18 protein-coding genes and 1 pseudogene are annotated in these 20160 nt (G+C 56.5%); 7 read left to right on the top strand and 12 right to left on the bottom strand.

The annotated features are described in order from the left end of the window. Positions 1-701: 701 nt before the first annotated feature. Positions 702-1157, top strand: coding sequence for a hypothetical protein (locus tag EV286_RS31530; RefSeq protein WP_132961176.1), 456 nt, complete (start codon positions 702-704; stop codon positions 1155-1157). 202 nt (positions 1158-1359) lie between these two features. Here EV286_RS31530 and EV286_RS31535 read toward each other — a convergent pair whose 3' ends face one another. Both EV286_RS31535 and EV286_RS31540 read right to left on the bottom strand, forming a co-directional pair. Next, positions 1360-1767, bottom strand: coding sequence for a hypothetical protein (locus tag EV286_RS31535; protein WP_245500903.1), 408 nt, complete (start codon positions 1765-1767; stop codon positions 1360-1362). A 376-nt stretch (positions 1768-2143) separates the two neighbouring features. Further along, the gene (locus tag EV286_RS31540; RefSeq protein ID WP_132961177.1) at positions 2144-2965 is read right to left on the bottom strand and encodes a hypothetical protein; all 822 of its coding nucleotides are present in this window, start codon (positions 2963-2965) and stop codon (positions 2144-2146) included. A 261-nt stretch (positions 2966-3226) separates the two neighbouring features. Here EV286_RS31540 and EV286_RS31545 point away from each other — a divergent pair, with 261 nt between their 5' ends. After that, entirely contained in the window at positions 3227-4066 is an 840-nt protein-coding gene (locus EV286_RS31545; protein WP_165933017.1) for an RNA-binding domain-containing protein, read from the top strand. Here EV286_RS31545 and EV286_RS31550 read toward each other — a convergent pair. Both EV286_RS31550 and EV286_RS31555 read right to left on the bottom strand, forming a co-directional pair. Next, positions 4061-4330 (bottom strand): hypothetical protein, encoded by a 270-nt coding sequence (locus tag EV286_RS31550; RefSeq protein ID WP_132961179.1) that lies wholly within the window; start codon positions 4328-4330, stop codon positions 4061-4063. The genes EV286_RS31545 and EV286_RS31550 overlap by 6 nt on opposite strands. A 61-nt stretch (positions 4331-4391) precedes the next feature. Then, entirely contained in the window at positions 4392-4574 is a 183-nt protein-coding gene (locus EV286_RS31555; RefSeq protein ID WP_132961180.1) for a hypothetical protein, read from the bottom strand. A gap of 410 nt (positions 4575-4984) precedes the next feature. Here EV286_RS31555 and EV286_RS31560 point away from each other — a divergent pair, with 410 nt between their 5' ends. Next, complete coding sequence (locus tag EV286_RS31560) at positions 4985-5599, top strand: hypothetical protein (RefSeq protein WP_132961181.1); 615 nt, start codon at positions 4985-4987, stop codon at positions 5597-5599. A 502-nt stretch (positions 5600-6101) separates the two neighbouring features. Here the strand turns inward: EV286_RS31560 and EV286_RS32700 are convergent. From EV286_RS32700 to EV286_RS31570, 4 genes are all read right to left on the bottom strand, one after another. Then, positions 6102-6752: an EAL domain-containing protein gene (locus tag EV286_RS32700; protein ID WP_245500904.1), complete on the bottom strand. Its 651-nt coding sequence runs from the start codon at positions 6750-6752 to the stop codon at positions 6102-6104. Then, positions 6707-9364, bottom strand: a complete 2658-nt coding sequence (locus tag EV286_RS31565) for a PAS domain S-box protein (RefSeq protein ID WP_245500905.1) — start codon at positions 9362-9364, stop codon at positions 6707-6709. Before EV286_RS31565 ends, EV286_RS32700 begins: the two co-directional genes overlap by 46 nt. Positions 9365-9836: 472 nt before the next feature. Continuing rightward, on the bottom strand, positions 9837-10139 hold the full coding sequence (locus EV286_RS32920; protein ID WP_348633597.1) for an aldehyde dehydrogenase family protein: 303 nt from the start codon (positions 10137-10139) through the stop codon (positions 9837-9839). Continuing rightward, positions 10136-11314 carry an aldehyde dehydrogenase family protein gene (locus EV286_RS31570; protein WP_348633598.1) on the bottom strand — a complete coding sequence of 393 codons (1179 nt, stop codon included), beginning with the start codon at positions 11312-11314 and terminating at the stop codon, positions 10136-10138. Before EV286_RS31570 ends, EV286_RS32920 begins: the two co-directional genes overlap by 4 nt. Positions 11315-11540: 226 nt before the next feature. On the opposite strand from EV286_RS31570, the gene EV286_RS31575 reads away from it, so the two are divergent. Further along, positions 11541-14465 carry a winged helix-turn-helix domain-containing protein gene (locus tag EV286_RS31575; protein ID WP_165933018.1) on the top strand — a complete coding sequence of 975 codons (2925 nt, stop codon included), beginning with the start codon at positions 11541-11543 and terminating at the stop codon, positions 14463-14465. Positions 14466-14568: 103 nt separating this feature from the next. On the opposite strand, the gene EV286_RS32925 is transcribed toward EV286_RS31575, so the two are convergent. The 3 genes from EV286_RS32925 to EV286_RS31590 form a co-directional block, all read right to left on the bottom strand. Beyond that, positions 14569-15039 (bottom strand): nucleotidyltransferase domain-containing protein, encoded by a 471-nt coding sequence (locus EV286_RS32925; RefSeq protein WP_348633599.1) that lies wholly within the window; start codon positions 15037-15039, stop codon positions 14569-14571. Beyond that, entirely contained in the window at positions 15000-15422 is a 423-nt protein-coding gene (locus EV286_RS31585) for an ester cyclase (RefSeq protein ID WP_132961183.1), read from the bottom strand. Before EV286_RS31585 ends, EV286_RS32925 begins: the two co-directional genes overlap by 40 nt. 210 nt (positions 15423-15632) lie before the next feature. After that, a complete protein-coding gene (locus EV286_RS31590) occupies positions 15633-15896 on the bottom strand; it encodes a hypothetical protein (protein ID WP_132961184.1) in 264 nt (87 codons plus the stop codon). A gap of 256 nt (positions 15897-16152) precedes the next feature. Between EV286_RS31590 and EV286_RS31595 the strand changes: the two genes are divergently transcribed. Then, positions 16153-17091, top strand: a complete 939-nt coding sequence (locus tag EV286_RS31595) for a LysR family transcriptional regulator (protein WP_132961185.1) — start codon at positions 16153-16155, stop codon at positions 17089-17091. A 162-nt stretch (positions 17092-17253) separates the two neighbouring features. Next, a pseudogene (locus EV286_RS32705) lies at positions 17254-17456 on the top strand (hypothetical protein); the annotation flags it as partial. A 572-nt stretch (positions 17457-18028) separates the two neighbouring features. On the opposite strand, the gene EV286_RS31610 reads toward EV286_RS32705, so the two are convergent. Then, a complete protein-coding gene (locus EV286_RS31610) occupies positions 18029-18835 on the bottom strand; it encodes a class I SAM-dependent methyltransferase (protein WP_132961188.1) in 807 nt (268 codons plus the stop codon). An 822-nt stretch (positions 18836-19657) separates the two neighbouring features. Here EV286_RS31610 and EV286_RS31615 point away from each other — a divergent pair. Continuing rightward, positions 19658-20160: HAD-IIIC family phosphatase (locus EV286_RS31615; RefSeq protein ID WP_132961187.1), on the top strand; the 503-nt coding region annotated here is incomplete at its 3' end.

Below are 20160 nucleotides of genomic sequence, written 5' to 3' on the forward strand. Positions count from 1 at the left end.
CCCATGATAGACACGGTTTCGTCAGGCGACATGAGATTGGACTCTTTGCCTTCCCTCACAAGCCGCTCCATTTCGAACGCCTGGAATTGCATGCCACGCGCCGGCACTCCGATCCAATCCTTGCAAAGCTCGAGCGGGTACCGTGAAGATCGAACCGTTTGTGAACTCAATGATGACCTTACCCGATCTGGCATCGTAGCGGACACTTTCGGGAATAGGCCGCGTAGCCCGTTCGGCCTCCCATCGCTCTTTCGCGCGATCAAAGTCGTCATTAGAAGGCGTTGCACTTCCCATATTGTTTGCTCCTGGGGGCCATCCCTAAACTTTGTCCAACCAGCGCGCATGCTCTCGCACAGCGAGCATCGTACCGTCGCAATTTGCTGAAGGCGCGCTATGAGTTCAAGCAGAAATGCAATTGCCGCCTTATCGCCGTTGCGGACTTTCACCCCTTTTTCCGTCCGAAGCCATGGTAAACGCACATCATCCAGCGCTTCATCAGCGAAAAGACGCGGTGTACCCACCGATACGGAGATAGGACAAGATCGTCGCATTCCATTGAACCGTAAGCCTCGGATGCCGGGACGGCTTATCGCGTCCATCGCGCGCATGGGCAGCAAGACACGCGATAAAATATTCAACATCGACATAGCGGGAGTCGGCGAGCACTATCATCTCGGTGTCAGCGACGCCAGAGAGGTGCAATGATGCAAGCATTTGGTAGAGCAACCGGTGTGGCGCTCTTGTTGCTGTGGGCGACGTCATCCCATGCGCAGACTGTCGCATCGTGTGGTGCGTCCGAAGGTCGTGCGTATGTCGTAGAAGGTGGGTCGGTTCAAGCTGGCAAGGGCGGGTGGATCAGAGACGGTATTGCCGGCGGCAGGTTCGAGGCGATAAAAAAAGGAACTGAGTACGACATTCAATATTACGACGCGACATGGCACACCTATTCAGCGCGTCGGGATGACGGCGCTACTGTGGTGGCGTTGAAAGAAACGTCCGCCGCGCTGGTCATATTAGTGGTTTATCCAGACCGCATGGCAGGCGGGACTACTGAAGTCTTTCAGTTCCGACCACTCGACGGGGAAGTAATCTGGATGCAAATGAAATACGGAGGACTTATCGAAAAGACGTCCGTATTTCACGCTCGATGTGACTAAATCACAACCGTCCACCTGTCGCTGTCGCTCGAGCGAGTATCGTGCCTGCTGGCTGCCGACATGGGTTTTCCTCCATGAAAAGATTCTCCGATGATTTATCGCCGGCCGCAATCGGAGCATGGAGTGTGGGCCGCTCGGTCCGGACGCCAAAAATGTTGCGTGTTCGATAGATGCGGGTGAAGGAAACGCCCTGGAGCCAACCCTACCAGATCACTTTGGACAATTCGGAGAGGACAGCGTCGCCATAGCTCTCGTCCTTGATGCTGAACTCCGCCTCGCCGGACACGAGATTGAAATTGAAGTAGACTTCGGCCTGGTCTTTTCCGAGGAAAATCTTGGTGGTGTACCAGTCCCCGGGACCGCCGCCGAAACCGCCTCCAGGGGACCGGGTGGTCGGTGGTCCGAGAAATGCTATATCGAATGCGAGCGTGTCCTGCTTGGCGTCTGAAAGACGAGGATCGCTCGCTTCCAGGGCTTTCCCTAGTTCGGAAATGAATCGCGTGGGTCGCGGCCCGCCTGCAACATGGCGAAACCTACCACGCGCCTCGCTTTGCAGTTCGATAGCGAATTTCGTTTGGTTGTCGCCATCACCGTACGACGCCACGGACAAACGGTGATGCGATTGAGTGCGAAACCTTCCGCGCACATGATGCCCTGGTTTCGCTCATAACAGAGCCTAGCCGAAAGTGACGACACTGAGAAACTCCGGCGACAGGACGAGCGCTGCGACCTCCTCCGGCGCAGGAAACGGAGCTTAGCGGCGGTTTCGCCGATTTCTCCCATGAGCTGATTCTGCGTGACAGTTTTCGCCACACCCGATCTTAGAACGACGCGTGAACATTTCGAAGAACTTATTCGATAACCGCCGATCTTGGCCTTGCAGAGCGCCACCTGCCTAGTAGGGGGGCGAATGGCCAAGTTGTTCTTCGGCCGGAAGACGTCCTTTTGTGATCATTTTGATAAACCCAAATGACGGGGCGCGCCATTTAGATGCTCGAACTATTTCGACCCTTGCTATGGATACTGGCTTTTTCGAGCCTGGTACCTGTCTTTCCACTACAACGTTCGAACGCTTCGTTGAACCAGTTGAGCCGGTCAACGTTGTCCGACTCTAGGACTTCCATCCCCGAGACGTATCTCTTCCCCGCCCAAATCATTCCAAGCCGTTCAGACGGACCTACTCGCTTCAAACCGACGAGCTGCGGCGCGCCACCGCTAGCATTGTCTTTCCCCGATGAGAGCGCTTCACAAAATGACCACATGGCTGCACGCGTGGTACCGGCGAACTCTGAGAGGTTCCACATTTCGAACCTGTCCTGGACAATGCTGCGCCCTGAGCCGTCTATTCGTATGAAGCAGGACCGAAGCTGCTCGATTTGAACCTCTTGGTCGTACAGTTTGTCGGTGCTGTGAAAGTAGTCTGTTTTCCAAAGACGAAACTTGCACTTCATACCAGCACCCTCGCGGGTGCCGTGCAGGATCGAAAATCCATCGAAAAACTTGTTGGTGGCCGCGGAAAGGTTGCTATTGAATATGTCAATGAACCGTGCGTGGGCAACTTCGCTGCTTTCGCAATCGTCCAACACACCCATGTCAAGAAGTTCGATCACTTGTCGTAGAGCTGCCGGAGGAAACGCGGCGTTTCCGCAGAAACCAAAAATGTGCGGTGTCGTACGGGAAGCAAATGTCTTTTGTCCGACATCCCAATGACCTCCCAACCCTCGCCAGGTAATGCGGCTGTCGGAAACAATGTACAGGGCGCACGGCCCACGACTATCAATTGAGATGGCAGCTGCCAGCGACGTCATAGACTCTTCCAATTTCTTCTGTTAACTCGCCCTATCTACTCGATTCAGAGGCAAATCCCAGCCCTCCTCAACGGAGTGCTCGAGGTGAGGGTCCGACCCGCGAAAGCGGGCGGACTGCTGGGTCCCACCAGCGCGGCGAAGACCGGTTTCTCAAGCACATGATTGCTGCGGCGACATCGCGGACACCATATTGCACGATCAATTTTGATGTGCGATCACAACTGCCTAGCGCAGCCGGCCTCTCTGAATGTGGTTATCGAAATGACTGTAAAAAACAAAAAGCCTCCAGCAGAGCGTGGAGCAAAGGACACGTTCGCCCGCTTTCTGGAAGAGCCTTCTCGGGAGAGTTTTCGTCGTCTTCTGACCGACAACCTTGGTGAGGGACGCTATGTTGATTTCAAGCGCGAGTGGCTTCCTACACACGAGCTTGCCAAAAAGGTGTTGGGCTTCGCGAACAGGGGCCCCTCCTGTCTGGTTTTCGGTGTCGCGGAGAATGACGACAAGACACTCGAGCCGGTAGGTCTGGACCAATTCCAGGACAAGGCAGACATACAGAACAAGCTCCGGAAACTTCTACCCTCCTCGCTGATGGATCAAATTACAACGTGGGATTTTTCGTACGAAAGCGCCGAATACGAGAAGATAAAAGGCAAGAAATTCCAAACGCTAATCATTGATTACAGACCGGAATACGTACCTTACACAGCAATTAAAGGCACAACCGACTTAAAAGACACTGCAATTTACTATCGTAGAGATGGATTAACCATCGAAGCATCGTACGATGAGCTGCAGAAGATTATCAACGATCGCATCGAGACGGGCCACTCCACCCGCCAAGAAATGGACATTAAGAAGCACCTAGAGCATTTGAAGGCCCTTTATGACGAGCTGCCCAAGCGTTCTCCGTTTTTTTCCCATCTTACCGCCGAGCGGATACTTGGGGTGCAGGCAGCGGACCATTTAGGTCAGTCTTACTCCGAGTTCGTCGAGACCATGATTTCTCTCAAGAAAGGCCTTATAGCCGAGGAACTCGGGCTTGATCGCAAGAGCCTGATTCAAGGGATCAGAAGTGGCATCGGATCGAAAGCCCGCTCATAGTGCGCGAGTGGCGCGGTTACGCCTAGCGGGCGTCGAGCCCTTGACGATCGAGCCTACGTCATCCCCGGAGAGGCTGCCGCTCTCGAGAAGAGCCTCGACCATCGCATCTAGCGCCGCGCGGTTTTGCCGCACAATATCCTCGTCACGCTTTAACTGCTCCGTGAGGATGTCGTCGATCTCCTTGAGCAAATATGGCTTTTGGTTCCTCATGCCGGAATAGTTCCCAAATGCGGCCACTGGATCGACAACCAGGCTACTTCCCATTCCATAGCTTCCACAAAGAAAAGAAAAACCCGTTCTACGGGGTTTCTCATCTGAACAACACTCACCTTAGCAGCCGCCAGAGGCTGGCGAACGTCGCGGCCTGCTCCCTGAGCTCTTCCTCGGTCGGCATTGGCATCGAAAGGCCTGCGTCCCCGAGCGCCACCAGTAGATCGGAGGTATCGCGTAGCTTCAACTGGCGGACGGCCTCGCGCTGCGAGACAAGGCCCCTCGAGTATCCTTTCAAAATGCTGAGCTGCCTTTCTTAATCGGCTCTCTCCTCCTTTGTGGAAACTGTAACGCGGTTGCGGGAATTTGGCGACCCGTGGCGGCGCGGCCGACTGCTCTGACCATATGGCCTCGCCAGAGCGGACCAGCTTCCCCTCTCCACCGGAAACCAAGCGTCGGGGCGGAAGGTGCAAGGGACAACGGCCGGGACTGTCATGGGAACTGTCCATGCGACCAGAGGAGCATCGAGCCAGGGGAACAGTCACGGTCTGCCTTGCGGTCAAGATCACGGGCGCGGTATTTAAGGAGTAGCGCGGCGATGAGAAAGCAGTGCCCAGGGCGCAAGCGTGCTAAGCTACAGCGCATTCGCATAGATGGAAGTGCGAAGTTGAGGCCGCGACATCGCCTGATTAGCTCGTTTGGGGGAACATGCTAGAGAAACTGTGGAATCGTTTCAATTATAGCGCCGTGACAGCGACTATGGCGCTAGTCTTTTCAGCTGCGACTCTCTTCTTCAATTTTTTCAACGAAGTGAGGGCAGTAAAACTGACTGTCGCAAATTATAGAGTGTATGATGAAGGTGACTATCGTTTTCCGATTGTAATTTCAAATGTTGGCAACAGAACTGAGACTATCTTGGGAGTGGGATTAATTCTTACCGTAGACGGTGGAGCGAAAACTATCGAGGTCGAGCCGAAAACAGCGCACGTACTTGAGCCGGGTAAGGCAATCGCTATAGCACTCGAGGGTAAGTTTGACAGGGATGGGTCATTAACCGAGGCTGATTGGCACAAGGAGCAAGCTCAGATACCTGCTTACATAAATGCTTCAGCAATCCAGCCGGATGGAACAGTAATTGAGCAAATGATACCTTTAGGAACGCTGGCTTTGGACATAAATAGGCAGTTTAGCTTCAAGCAATTGGCATTACCGCTGCCAGGCCGAATTGATTTGCTCTTCCCTGAGAGAAACACCTTTCCGGCGTTAGTTTGGCCCTACGGGATACCTGAAAACGAGCCCCAGCCATACCCAGCAACCAATTGACGTGCCCCTGACGGACCCCCGCCAAATTAGGCCATTTGGAACCGGAATTTTCCACTGATGATCCCTGATGGGAAGAAGCCGGAACAGTCACACGGAAGCTGACGCCGCCGAATACGGTCGCTGGATGTGGCACGAGGTCTCCCTCCAATCACGCCAGATGCTCTGTCCGTCAGCGAATGATTTGAGACAGATGGGCTTTGATAGTGTGGTCCGCCACAAGCGTCTGAACTCACGCCCGCCCGAAATCAAGCACTTAGCACCATGGCCGCCGTAATCGTTTGAACATGCCGCCACATACGTCTGAACTATGCAGTAGTCGCCGCCACGTACCTTTGAACGTTTCTGCATGGGGCTGATTTCCTTGAAAAAAATCGTGCTCTTCTTACTCATTGAGAGGGAGCGAAGCTGGAGCGTGGTGCAGCCCTGGGGAACTGATCTCAGCCGTGGGCCGCATTGGAGGTCTCTCGCGGAGACCCTCTCGACTTTCAGGTCGCGTCGCCAGCTACCATATTCCGACCGGCACCGAGAACAACGACCATTTTGTCTGAATGGCCTGAACCGCCTGCATGACCTGCCGAGCAGGAAGCGGTCGGGAGAATAGGTACCCTTGTGCCTCGTCGAAGCCTTCCGCGATTACGACGTCGAGCTGATTCTGGGCCTCCACGCCCTCGACCGTTGTCGTCATTCCCAAGCTCTTGCCTATTCCAGCCACCGCCCGGATGATTGCCAACGATTCCCGTCCCGCTGGCAGATCGGTGATGAAGGACCGATCAACCTTGATCTTGTCGAATGGGAAGGCCCGCAGGTATCCGAGGGACGAGTAGCCTGTCCCGAAGTCGTCCATCGCTACCTTCGCTCCCAGTCTACGGACCTCCTGGAGGATTTGGAGGTTGACGTCGCTTTCGTGAAGAAAGATCGACTCGGTGATTTCGAATTGTAGCCGAGATGCCTCCAGCCCTGTTCCCTCTATCGCATCCCGAACGACCGATGCGAGTTGGCGATTTCGGAACTGCAGGGGAGAGAAATTGACCGCCACGCTGACGTGCGACGGCCACTTCGTCGCCTCTGCACAGGCCTGCCGCAGTATCCACTCTCCAAGCGGCACGATCAGTCCCGTCTCCTCGGCCACCGGGATGAACTGCGCGGGCGACACGGGCCCCATTTCCGGGTGGGTCCCCGCACGAGTGTCTCGCATGCAGTGACCTTCCCGGTGTGAAGATTGACCAGCGGCTGGTAGAAAAGTTCCATTTCGTCGTTGTCGAGCGCACGCCGAAGCGAGCCTTTGATCCGTTGACTTGCCTGGATGTCGGCGTCCATGGCGGGAGCAAATTTCATACAGGTACCACGGCCATGCGCCTTGGCGCGGTTTCGGGCAATGTCGGCAGCCTTGAGAACCTGATCTGCCGTCTGGCCATCCTCGGGCGCGAAGGCTATTCCTACACTCACCCCCAGGTCGATCTGGTTCCCCTGCAGATCGTAGGGCTCGCCTAGCGTTTCGAGAACTTCCTGCGCGAGCGTGTTGATATCGTCGTCATTGCTAATGCCCGTCCGCACGACAGCAAACTCGTCAGCGCCGGACCGCGCTACAACATCTTGCTTCTCGACACAGCCGCGGAGGCGCGCGGCGGCACTGCGGAGCAACAGGTCACCCGCTGAATGACCTTGGGTGTCGTTCACCGCCTTGAAGCCATCGAGGTCAAGGCTGAGTATTGCCGTTCTGCTCCCTGGCTGCTCGTTCATCAGGTCTCCGAACGTTTCCCAGAAGAGCTGGAGGTTCGGCAGTCCGGTGACCGCATCGTGCCGCGCCATGTGGTGTAGTTGCCGCTGGGCGTGCAACCGCTCGCGTTCGAGATTTCGGCGCGCCGTGATGTCCCGAAAGAATATAGACATGCCTTCCGAAGTCGGCGCTGCGTGTATCTCGAACCAGATCCCACGGGCGGGGAGATATTCCTCGAATGTGGTGCCGACGCGCTCCGTCATCACGCGTCTGTAGGACACGCCAAACAAGGAATTTTCATCGACTGGAAACAGACTCCACAGGCTACTCCCCTCCGCGCGCTCGTCCAACTCCAGGAGGTCCCTTGCCCTGGTGTTGAAGTAGGTGATCTCCCAATGCGGGTTGACGACCAGCACGCTGTCCATGGTGCTTTCGAGTACGCGGGAAAGGCGGTCACTCGAGTGTTCGGCCTCAAGCCGCGCGGCTATCGCTTCGTCTCTCGCCACCCGCGCCTCGGTCACGTCCCGCCAGATTTCCAGCATGCGTATATCGTTGCCTGAGGAGGCGATCACCGGTGCTGTGATGATGTCCATGTGCCGCACCGTGCCACCTGCGTCGCATATGGACGACTCACCGCGAGTCGTCTTGCCCTGTTGCACTTGGGCGTATTCCTCGTCCGCCTTTGCCCTGGAAAGGGACGCAGTTTCTAGTCTCGGGCCGTTCTCGCCGCTTCCCTCCCCGGCAAAAAGACGCCTTCCTGCCTCGTTTATCAGGAGTGGTTGACCTTCAGGATCGAGGAGCCGCATGCAATCCGGCGTGCTGTCGAAGACGCTCCGCACCAACGCGTCCGCTTCTTCCCTTGCAAGTTCAGTCTTCCGACGTTCCGTTATGTCGAGCGCGATGCCCACGTAGCCAAGGAATTTTCCGTCCGGGGCAAAGCGTGGGCGGCCGACGTCGATAACCCAGGCCCAGTCGCCGTCGGCACGGCGGAGGCGATACTCCAATCTGACGTCCTCTTGACGGCGAAAAACCCGAGATGTCGTTTCTATCACTACGCTTCGGTCGTGAGGATGCACCGCCCCCGCCCAGCCACTGCCGGACGCTTGATCCGTGGTCTTACCGGTAGTCTCGTGCCAAAGTCGGCTATGATAGGTGGCGTCGCCATGTTCATCCGCGACCCAGATCATAACCGGCGCATCGTCAGCGATCGACCTGAAGCGTGCCTCGCTTTCCTTTAGTGCCTCCAGCGAGGTGTGGACTTCGTCGACGTCCTCGACTGTCCCGTACCATCGGATAACCCTGCCGTCCTGCGTTTTTCGGGCGGCTGCCCGGCTGCGAAACCAACGGTAGCCGCCCATCGTTGTCGCCAGGCGGTATTCTACGTCCAATGGGTCACCTGTTGCGATGGACTTTGACCAAAGGCGCTGGGTGGCAGGGAGATCGGCCGGATGGATCGCTTTCGCCCATCCGTTCCCGAGCGCTTCGGCCGGGTCAAAACCCGTGATTACCTTCCAGCGAGGACCTGCTTCCAGTACACTGCCAAAAGGATCGGCCGTCCACGGCACCTGCGGATTGAGTTCAACGAGGGATCGGTAGTGTTCCTCACTTGCACGGAGTTTCGCCTCTGCTTTGCGGCGCGCCGTCACATTTCTTGTCGTCACGACGACGAGCTTGTCTTTGTGCGATCCTGTGCGATCGACTTCGATCCGATGTTTCTGCGTCACGAAGGTGCTGGTCGTTCCATCCGGGAAGGTAATCTCCTCCTCGAAACTGACATCCTCTCCGGTCGCGAACACATGTCGGTCCATGTTTCGGATGCGGTCGGCGTCTGCCATGGGCAGGATGTCGTGATCGGTGCCGCCGCTCAACTCCGCGCGCGATTTACCAAGGAGGAGGCACGCCGACTGGTTCAGGAAGCGAAACCGGGAAAGTTCGTCCTTGATGATGATAGGCTGCGGGATGGCGTCGAGAACCGCGGTGACTGTATCATCGAATTCGAGCAGTCCCGATATCGTGGGTTCCGAGGCCCGCATGACCTGAACTTCCATTGAAGAGGTTTTCAACAGCAGTCGTTCGACGTTACTTGAAATTACCATCTGCTCAGGGAAGACACCAGCGGATTCTACCATTTAGCGAGATTTGGGTTAGTCTCACTACCTACAATCGAGTGACAGCACTTCCTTCTCCCACTAGCAACCTCGGAGTTGGTCCGCCGATTAGCCGGCATCCGCTCCCCTGAGGTCCCTCCACCCCTTACCGCCTTAGGTTACGCGCAATTTGCACCATCGATCGCTGGCATCTGCCGCCCTTGTTTGCTTTACAGTTTCCAGCCAGTAGCGGTTCATGACGGCCCGAATGTCGTCGTCGGTGTGATCACCCCTGCGCACAATCTCCTCGCAATTGTCAGCGCCGCGAGGAGGCGAAGCGTCTGGCTCGCTCTCTTGCGAACGACCACATCATGGCCGTGTCGCGCGAGCCGGGGCTCGACCATCAGAACGCTTTTCGCGTGCCGGATGTAGGCTAGCCGAAGATAAATGGGCTCTCGGTTTTCGGCATCCGATTGATAAAGACACTCTTGGCTTCGAGATACTCGTAAATCGCCCGACTACCATTCTCGCGGCCAATCCCCGATGACTTCACGCCACCAAACGGAGCCATATAGCTCACAAGACGATAGGTGTTGACCCAGACGCTCCCTGCCTCGAGTTGTTTCGGGATTGTCAAGGCGCGGTTTAAACTCTGTGTCCACACGCCGGCCGCCAAGCCATAGTCGCTGTCATTGGCGATCGAGACGGCGTCCTCGTCTGTATCGAAAGGTATCACGGCCAGAACCGGACCAAATACTTCTTCCCGCGCGTACGCATCTGGTTGTTGACGCCGATAAAAACCGTCGGCTCTACGAACAGTCCCTTTTCTAGGCCAGGCCGCGTTGAACGTCCGCCTCCCATGGCGCAGACGGCACCTTCTTGTTTAGCTATCTCAATATAAGAGAGTGTCTTTTCCAGCTGAGGCTGGTTCGATACGGGTCCAATGTCAGTCCTCGGATCGAGTGGATCTCCCAGTCTGGCGTCGCTCATAAACGCGACAAGACGGTCAACGAACTCGTCGTGAATGCTCGAATGAACCAGCAGGCGAGAGCCGGCCATGCAACTCTGCCCTGCCGCCGAAAAAATGCCGGTTACTGCACCCTTTACCGCGTTTTCCAGGTCGGCGTCCTCAAAGACAATGTTGGCCGACTTGCCGCCGAGTTCTAGAGAGACACGCTTGAAGCTCTTGGCGGCATTTTCATAGACGCTCCGACCGCCACCCTCACTGCCCGTGAAGGCGACTCTCGCCACCATTGGATGCGTAACCAGGGGCTCGCCGACTTCTTTGCCGAACCCGGTTACAACATTAACTACGCCTCCCGGGAGGCCCGCCTCCTCACAGAGTTGCGCAAAGAGTATCGTCGATGCAGAGGAAAACTCGGAGGGCTTCATTACGATTGTGTTGCCCGCCGCAAGTGCCGGCGCGATTTTCCAAACCGCCAACAGCAGCGGGGAATTCCAAGGCGCGATCGCAGCGACCACGCCCAGCGGCTCATAGGTCGTGTAGTGGAAGACGCCGGGCTTGTCGAACGGGGTCACATGGCCCTCGATCTTGTCGGCAAGGCCTGCATTGTAATAGAACCAGTGCGGAAGGTATTGCATCTGCTTGAGCATCTCCGCCTTGATCTTTCCGTTGTTCTTGACTTCCAGATCAGCTAGGCGTTCGGCATTTGCGGCTAAGACATCACCGACTTGGTGCAAGAGTAGACCACGTTGGGTTGCGGTCATTATCTTCCACAACCCGGAGTGAAACGCACGATGAGCGGCTTGAACCGCAAGATCGACGTCATTGGAATTTGCCCGCGGAAATGTTGCCCAATTCTCCCCCTTAAAGGGGTCGAGGCTTTCGTAAGTGCCACCGTCAATGGCGTCACGATCCACGCCGCCGATACGCATCTTAAACTTTTCCATGGTCGTTACTCCCTTTTGAGGTAAGGACGGCCATTCTAGTCACGGTCGACTACGGCGGTTGTGAATTTGTGTTTATGACAGTTTAAGGATGTTGGCGAAGCGTTGGCGCTCTTGTGCGACCAGTAAATCTCAAGACTCAAAGGGTTCCCCCTCGAAAGAGGGGTACGTCAATTCATGCGATGTTGTAAATTTTGCCGTTGACGACAACCGCGAAGGCCTAGCTTCGATGGCCGATAATGACAACTCTGCGACGTTGGACATTGCATACTTTGGTATGTTTCGCCTGGCCGCAACCCGGAGGCTCCTTTACCGAGAGGGCGAAGAGATGGCGTTGGGCGGACGGCAACTTGATATCCTCACGACGCTTCTTGACCGTGCGGGACAGGTTGTATCCAAACGTGACCTAATGCAGCGCGCCTGGCCGAATATGGTGGTGGAGGATGTAAATCTCCGAGTACACATCGCGAATTTACGGAAGCTCCTTGGTGATGGGCGGGACGGAGTCCGGTATATCAGCACTGTACAGGGCCGGGGATACTGCTTTGTCGCAACTGTGCGGCGGGGCCAAGAAGTTCAACAGTCTGGTACCGCCGCTGGAACGATATCGCTTCCGGCACAGAGGTTGCCGACCCCGTTGCCACGAATAATCGGCCGCGAGCAGACTGTCGCCGACCTTTCAGAATTGCTCGTCTCCCGCCGCTTCGTCAGCGTCGTTGGACCGGGCGGATTAGGCAAGACTACGATTGCTGTCGCGATCGCCCACGCTGTGGCCAATAACTTCGGGGGCGCGGTTTTTTTCGTCGATCTCGCTTCGCTCGCCGAAACGGCACTGCTGACTAGTACCATTGCTTCTGCAGTTGGGTATCGCCCCATGTCACAAGACCCTGTGGACGGGCTCCTCGCGTTCCTCGCTCAGAGTCGCATCGTCCTCGTCTTCGACAACTGCGAACATATCATCGAGGAAGTGGCAAAGCTGACTGAGCGCCTCTTGAGTAAGGCGAAGGGCGTGCACATACTTGCGACTAGCCGGGAAGCACTGCGAGCCGAGGGCGAGAACGTCCATTTTCTGACGCCACTTGAGTACCCGCCAAACAACCCTTTCCTTACTGTCGCAACTGCCCTGACTTGCCCGGCCGTGGAGCTGTTCATGGACCGGGCCGTTGCCGGTGGATATCGTGCCGAGCTGACCGATGCTGACGCTGCGGTCGTTGCGCGAATTTGCCGGCGGCTTGATGGGGTCCCGCTGGCGATCGAATTGGTCGCCGGCCGGGTAGGAACGTATGGAATTCGGGGTACCGCCGACCTCCTCAACAAGCGTTTGGATTTGCATTGGCACGGTCGTCGGAGTGCATTACCGCGCCATCAGACACTTTCAGCGATGCTGGAATGGAGCTACAACCTGCTGTGTGCCCGTGATCAGCATGTCCTTTGCAGCCTGTCAGTCCTCGTCGGAGAGTTTACGCTTGAGGCGGCTCACGCTATCTCGGATGGCTTTCCGTGGAGTTCGCTCGATGTAGGCCTTGCCGTCGGAAGCCTTGTGGATAAATCCATGATCGCGACAACGGGAGTCGACGAAGACGAAGCGAGCCGCTTCCGGTTCCTCAACACTACCAGAGCATACGCTTCAGAGAAGCTGGCTGAAAGCGGCGAGCAGGATGCAGTTTCCCGCCGGCACGCACTTTACTTGTGCGACCTCATCAAATCAGCAAAAACCAATATGCTCGAATTCAGTCACCGCGATGTGTCACGCTTAGCCTCTCAGGTGGCGAACATCCGCGCCGCCCTGGGATGGAGTTTTGCCAATCCCTCAGGCAAATCAATCCGAACCGAACTTGCCGCTCTTGCAACGCCAATTTTTCGTGGTCTGTTCCTGCTGGGTGACTGCCAGCATTGGTGCGAGCGCGGGTTGGCGGAACTGGACGATGCGGATCGAGGCACGTTCAAAGAGCTGACCTTGCAAGAAGGGTTGGCAATCTCGGTAATGCTCACTCAAGGAAACGGAGAGGAAGTCCGAACGGCGATCGAACGCGGCCTCATGCTTGCCGAGTCCCTGAACGATGGCCAACATCAGTTGCAACTGCTTGCCGGACTCCACCTTCATCTTACCATTAAAAGTGATTTCCTTGGCGCTCTTGGAGTTGCCGAGCGCAGCGCTGCGGTCGCCGGCAATATCGACGACATTGACGCGCGAATTATCACAGAATGGATGCTTGGTACTTCCCACTACCTGCTCGGGAACCTGGTGATTGCACAACGCTATTGTGAACATGGTTTCAAATATGCTGTTTCGCCGCCTTCGACCCTATCCGACTTTTTCGGCTACGATCATCGTGTGCGTGCGCTTATTGTGCTAGCCCGAGTGCTTTGGCTCCGGGGTTTTCCCGATCGTGCGGCCGCAACGGCTAGGCAGGCGATCGAGGAGGCAGGGAATAGGGGTGACCCCTTAAATCACTGTGTCACCCTAGCGTTCACAACCACTATCTTCATATCGGGGGGCGATTTTGAAACCGCGGAACGTTGCATCGCAGAAATCCATGTAAATGCCGAGCGACACGGATTAAAGCCGTACTGTACACTCGGGATCGCATTGGAGGGAGAACTTGCCGTCGCGCGAGGAGAGCCTGAGGTCGGAATAGCGCTGTTGCGAGATGCGCTCAAAAGCCTTCATGCGGAGCGCTATAACGTGGCGACCGCGGAATTTGCTTGTACCCTTTCCGCTGCGTTGGTGAGATGCGGTCACTTTCAACAGGCGGCCGCGACGATCGATACGTTGATCGCGCAGACCGACCGGAACGTGGAGACGTTCGAACTTCCCGAGCTTTTGCGTGCTCGCGCAGAAATTTGGCTAGCGCAACCGAACTCAGATCGAGTTGCCGCGGAAGAGGCGTTGTGGCGATCCATCAACCTGGCACGGTCGCAGGGCGCGCTTGCGTTGGAACTGCGATCTGCGACCGTGCTGGCTCGTCATTGGCTCGCGCAGCGTCGTCAGAATGTCGCAAACGACTTATTGGCCGAGACTTTTCTAAAGTGCACGGAAGGCTTTGAAACATCGGACCTTCGGGCAGCGCGACAGCTCCTAGATGAAATCAGCGATGCCCGCGCTAATCCCCCGCCGCCATCTGAAGATAGGGTGGGTTATATCTACAACTAAGACTAAGCTATGAGGACGCAGCCATCTGAGACAGCTGGCGCGCTGCGCGAGTGATCCTTGGGGAAAGCTTCGCTGACACAGGCAGACTAAACAATGTCATGTATCAACTCCTGGAGGCTATCTCCGGTGAGATCGTCCTCGAAAATCTGATCGTAAGGAATCCCGAGGAGCGCATGTTGCCTGCCACCAATCTCTCAATCAAACGACGAAGCTTGAGTTCGATCGGGCCGCGGACGAGCAGATCGACGTCCGAATGAGAACGGAAATCGCCTTTCGCCAAAGAGCCTATAACAGTTATCTCATTCCATCCCTGTCTGCGACATGCAGAACGCGCGACGGCTTCTGACGCCCGCTCGTGCCGGGTCTGCCCTCTCTTCGCCGTAAGTGCCTCCATTCTGTTCATCTGGAACTCCGATCTTCTTGCCGACGCAACAGCAATACAAAAGTCGAAAGCTGGCGACATCACTTCAAGATTTCTGCTCGTCGAATCCGTCGAGGATCGCCTGGGATTGGGTTCGCTGACGACGACATGGGTTATGCCGACACCTTGGTCAGCTCGCGATAGACTTCCCATGCGTTTCTCTCGACCCAGTTGCGGTGCAAGCGGCCATCGTCAAGAACGGACCAGACTGCGGTACCGAGCATCTCGATGGGAACCTGGTTCGCTTCGGTCCCCATGATGCCGTTGTTTTTGCCGGTAACGCGCCAGCGCGATGCAACACGCGTTCCGTCGTGGTTCTGGAATGTCTCGATGATCTCGAATTCGAGGTCCGTGATCTTGGATTGGAAATCCTTGATCCACTGCTTGAACTGGTCGCGAGACCGGATTGCGACGCCGCCCGAGACGATCTCGAAGTCTTCGGCGACTAAATGGTCGATTGCGTCGAGGTTCTGCGGAGACTGCCAGACCTCGGACCAGAAAGTGTGGACAATGTCGATCGATGCACTACTGCTCATATTGGATACTCCACTTTTTGGTTTCAGATGGTTGCTTGCTACGGAGGGGACGCCGTAGGAGAGGTGGCAGGCCGCACGACCACCTTGTTCATCGATGATGTCTTGGTTGAGGAAGCGGATGCGGCCCGGCAGGACCATGGTTCCGCCCTCGAGACCGCCCGCATATTTGGTGTGCGCTCGGGTCCCGCTTGATCATATCGTGTGTTGGGGTCAGTGCGGCCGTTCGGCCTGCCGCAGGATGCCAATCTCGCCGCGGAAGTTGAAGCCCTCCTGTTTGCCGACCCCCACGCCGCACCGCATCGCCCGACCGTTTTCCGTGACCAGATGGCCGTAGAGGGCGTTCGGATATACCACGATGGTGTCAGCATGTTCCGTCGTGGGGTATTCGATTTCCTTGCGCAAGAATTGTGGTTTGACTCCGTTCAAATCGACCGCAGCCAACGGGAAAGGCTCGCTGGTCAGCGTCCAGTACATTTGGGAGATCGTCGATCGACAACAGGCGGCGTGTCTTTTTTGGTTGCTGCGTGACACAAGCAGCCACGAAAGGACTGGCCAACAAATGGGTACACGACTGATCATTCTTTCTCCATACAAGTAAGGCACGCTGTTGGCGGCGAGATAGTCATAATTGCACGTGCAGGATAGATAGTTATGGGTGATAGGATACATATCTGATGGTTATGCACGCCTGCGGCTCGGGGTGATAAGGTTTGCGTAAAGGAGACCTAAGATGGATATTGCAGCAGCCTTGCGCGCGTTCGTCCGAACGGTGGAACGCGGATCGGTTTCAGGAGCAGCTCGCGATCTCGGCGTCTCGCAGCCTGCGGTGACGAAGCATCTTCGCAACCTCGAAGCACATGTCGGCGCGCGTTTACTCGAGCGATCGAGCCGCCTTGTCAGGCCCACTCCGTCCGGGCAGGCTCTCTACGAGGCAAGCCGCTCAGCATTGTTGACAATCGAATCCGCGCTCGAAGGTGTCCGTCGTGACATGGGCGAAATTGAAGGTTTGTTGAGAGTGCATGCGCCTTCATGCATAGGTGCCAAACATCTCCATCCCATCGTGATGGCGTTTCAGAAGAAGTTTCCGACGGTGACGGTCGATCTTGTGCTTGAGGATCGCAGCGTCGACCTCGTCTACGAAAACTACGACTTGGCCCTAAAATACGGCCGTCCGGAAGGACAGGATTTGATCGTTCGTCGGCTCGGGCAGATACGTCGTATTCTCGTTGCTTCGCCATCGTTCCTCAGTCGGTCCGGACCAATTGACGACATGGAGGACCTGTCGAGGATCGACGTCATTACCACGGCTGCGGTCTTGTCGCCGCGGGATACATTGATTCTTGTGCGCGATGGAGAAACGCTGGAAGTTCCAGTGCGGCCCGTCCTTCGCACCAACAACGCGCAGGTCATTGCCAATACCTTGCTGGGGGGACGTGTCGCCGGCCCCGTTCAGCATCTGCTGGTATCCGAAGAACTTGCGCGCGGCGAGCTGATCCGCGTACTTCCAGATTATGAAGTCAAATCTGCCGACGTGTTCCTTGCCTACCCATCAATCCGGTTCATGCGTCCGGCCGTGCGTGCCTTTACCGACTTCGTCGTGCCGGCTTTGAAAGCGATCGATGGCGTGGATACGGGGGAACCGACGGTAACCCGTAGCGTCGCGCTCTAGCCGCGCCTTGCAGCCTCTGCGCCCTGTCACCCATCGACCTGATACTCCCTTATCCCTCTGCTCGGCTACCTGGATGACGCGATCCGAAGTGATGGAGGTGCATCAGCGACGGCCGCCACAGTCGCGGACAGAGCTCGACAGGTGTTGGATGCAACGTGGTTCGAGATCGTCGGATACTGCCGTGGTCCATATTGCGTGCTCTCCTTCGAGGCCGAGATGATACTGAGGAGGCAAGGCTTTGGCGTCCATCGGCTGGAGGACGCTTTCCACAATGCAAGGCCGCCGGCTTGCCCGTGGAGTTAACGCGAACGAGAGTGAGATCAGTGATGTTCCCCGCCACGTCGGATCGCCGCGGACCGAGTTAGTGCATGACATCTCGTGATGGCAATTTCGCCGCCGACCAATTCCAACTGTAGGCGAGATAAGATCAAGACCACGCTTGAAGGCGTCGGCTTCTCGCTCGAGATGGGACGCGGCCGCAGAGCGGATTTCTCCCGTTCGTCACTGCCAAGAAGATTTGAAGGCTAATGGGATGCCGCCTTTCAGCAAGGCGCTGGCGACTGAGGAAGATGATTGGATTTCGAGTGAACAACTGCGGGCGTCCGCTCGTCCTCAAATGCCTGCGACGGGCAATCCTGCCTCAGTGCAGGCGTCGGCAAACGCCGTGCGCATGAAGCCTTCATCGCTTTGGCCCGAACGCAACAGATAGAACGAATGGATCGCTTGCCCCCGCAAGACGCCCCCGTCGGTCGGCCAATGCCTGACAAGCATCTCCACGGCTTCTCGGCCACACGTGACCCTGCACATGTCGCCGTTGGGTAGAGTTACGACGAGGTCTTCGGTCCAATCCCTGTTCATGATAGTCGCCCCGACAGTCCACGTGATATTAGCCCAATCGCCTGGTTATCCACGAGCGGCTCTGGGCACCTGCGTCCGGTCACTCCTCCCCCGAATTCCTAGCAATTATAGGTACCCGAGCGGCCGCCGAGCCCCGCGCCGCGGCCGCCGTTCTGTAGGGACAATTGCCACGAACGCCGAACCTGTATGGCCCGCGTCGCGAGACCATATGGGAGCCGCTTGTTCCAGCGCAGGGTCCGGCATTGCTCAGACGTGTAATTCGGCTTCGGTCAATCTTGATGAAGGTGCTGAACTGGAAATCCTGGGTGGAACTCCACGGCGTCGTGTGGCGATAGGTTTCGCTGGAAATCAGACGGAACCTCGGGCCGAAAATCCGTTGCAGGCTCTCGCCGTCGTGGCGGGCGACTGGCAAGCCGCTGCATTTGTCCGGCCCCGAGGGTGAAAAGGTACCGATGACTGCAAGTCCGTTTTCGGCCAGCGCACGATGCATGACCGCCGCGTAAGCCGATTGGTCTTCTTTGCTCGTCAGAAAGTGAAACGCGGCCCGGTCGTGCCAGAGATGGTAACAACGATCCGGTTGCCACTTCGTCACATCGGCAACGATCCATTCCACGTTGGAAGCTGTTGGCAACCGAGATTTCGCGACCTCAACGGCCGCAGCCGACAGATCGAGTACTGTTACGTGGGCTTGGCCGCGCTCCACGAGCATATCGACAAGGCGCGATGCTCCGCCTCCCACATCGATTATTCTAGTTTCTCGGTTGGGATGCGCCTTGGATATCAGGTCGAGAGATTCGCGCGGAACCTCTTCGAACCAGCTCATTTCCTGCTCGTCCTTGGTCGCATAGACGCGTTCCCAATGAGCGGAACGGGTATCCTCCGTCATCATGGGTCTCCAGGCTCGGTTCTATTCACTCACGGAGGCTAAGCCCTCTAGCAGCTACAGGCTCAAGCGGTTTCTTTGGACCGGGCGACGGTCGAAAGCGATTTTTCGGAGGAGCGATCGCTTCTTCCGAGTGTAAGTCCGACGACGCCGAAACCGACCGTATAAATCATGGTCGCCCACCCGCTGAACAGTTCTTCCTGAACGTTATGTCCCCCGTAATGGCATAAGGCATAAAACCCGAGCCGCGTCAGTACATAGCCGGTCAGAAGACCGAGCAATGCGTACAGGCCTCGCCGCAAAACGCTATCAAAAACTACCCGTGGTGACATGGGCTCTGCATAGCGCCGACCGGCCCCTGAACAAAGACACGAATTCGCGACCGTCAATATCGCTTGACCTTGCAGTAGCTACAGGGTGCATCGTCGCTGTGCGCCTCTCTAAAGCCAACGAACAAAGGATTCGATTCAGCCAGGTGAGCGCTGTACTTCCGCCTGTTAATGACAAGACAGCCCATCGACGAAGCGTTTATCGTCAACATGATCGACACGTTGATACGCGGATTGGCACAGTGAGGTTTACACACCTTCCATCTCAAGCTGCAAGGCTTCTGGTTCTCTGCGCTTTGGGCCAGCAGCAGCCAATTGGCCATGGCCGCAAAGCGCCATAAGCAGCCATGGCTGTGGAATGTAGCGTTGTTTGGGACGAGAGGTCAGTGAAAACCGGTGGACGTGTCTTGCCATCCGTGTTTGTCGTCAGCCGGGATTTCGGACCAATGTCGGCTGCTGACGTGTCGTTGAAGATATTGATTGCCGAAAGTTGAATATGGCTCCTAGTTTTACCGCGACCGCGCCAATCAAGCTCGTCGTTTGGGATATGGACGACACGTTCTGGAACGGAACCTTATCCGAAGGCAGCGTCACGCTCGTCGACCGCAACATCGAAATCGTGAAAACCTTGGCCGATCGCGGCATTCTATCGTCGATCTCCTCCAAGAACGACTTCGAGCCCGTCAGGCAGGTTCTTACCGCCGCCGGAATCTGGGACTATTTCATCTTCCCGCATATTTCGTGGGACGCCAAGGGCGGGTCGATCGCCAGCATCGTCGAGCAAGCCAATCTGCGGCCGGAGAACGTGCTATTCATCGACGACAATTCCATCAACATCGAGGAGATTCGCTTTCGCTTCCCGACGATGATGGTGGCCTATCCCTGGGACGTCCTGCCGGTGCTACTGGAGTTGAAGCAGACGGTCGGCAAGGATGACCGAGCCCATTCCCGGCTGAAGCAATACAAGCAGTTGGAAAAGAAGATTTCCGACCAAAGTCA

It is taken from the genome of Rhizobium sp. BK251, assembly GCF_004345245.1.
Classification (GTDB): Bacteria; Pseudomonadota; Alphaproteobacteria; order Rhizobiales; family Rhizobiaceae; genus Rhizobium.

Coding starts and splice junctions, on each gene's coding strand:
- EV286_RS31530 (WP_132961176.1), top strand. CDS start 702: ATGATGCAAGCATTTGGTAGAGCAACCGGTGTGGCGCTCTTGTTGCTG.
- EV286_RS31540 (WP_132961177.1), bottom strand. CDS start 2,965: ATGACGTCGCTGGCAGCTGCCATCTCAATTGATAGTCGTGGGCCGTGC.
- EV286_RS31545 (WP_165933017.1), top strand. CDS start 3,227: ATGACTGTAAAAAACAAAAAGCCTCCAGCAGAGCGTGGAGCAAAGGAC.
- EV286_RS31550 (WP_132961179.1), bottom strand. CDS start 4,330: ATGGGAAGTAGCCTGGTTGTCGATCCAGTGGCCGCATTTGGGAACTAT.
- EV286_RS31560 (WP_132961181.1), top strand. CDS start 4,985: ATGCTAGAGAAACTGTGGAATCGTTTCAATTATAGCGCCGTGACAGCG.
- EV286_RS31565 (WP_245500905.1), bottom strand. CDS start 9,364: ATGGAAGTTCAGGTCATGCGGGCCTCGGAACCCACGATATCGGGACTG.
- EV286_RS31570 (WP_348633598.1), bottom strand. CDS start 11,314: ATGGAAAAGTTTAAGATGCGTATCGGCGGCGTGGATCGTGACGCCATT.
- EV286_RS31575 (WP_165933018.1), top strand. CDS start 11,541: ATGGCCGATAATGACAACTCTGCGACGTTGGACATTGCATACTTTGGT.
- EV286_RS32925 (WP_348633599.1), bottom strand. CDS start 15,039: ATGGGAAGTCTATCGCGAGCTGACCAAGGTGTCGGCATAACCCATGTC.
- EV286_RS31585 (WP_132961183.1), bottom strand. CDS start 15,422: ATGAGCAGTAGTGCATCGATCGACATTGTCCACACTTTCTGGTCCGAG.
- EV286_RS31590 (WP_132961184.1), bottom strand. CDS start 15,896: ATGTACTGGACGCTGACCAGCGAGCCTTTCCCGTTGGCTGCGGTCGAT.
- EV286_RS31595 (WP_132961185.1), top strand. CDS start 16,153: ATGGATATTGCAGCAGCCTTGCGCGCGTTCGTCCGAACGGTGGAACGC.
- EV286_RS31610 (WP_132961188.1), bottom strand. CDS start 18,835: ATGACGGAGGATACCCGTTCCGCTCATTGGGAACGCGTCTATGCGACC.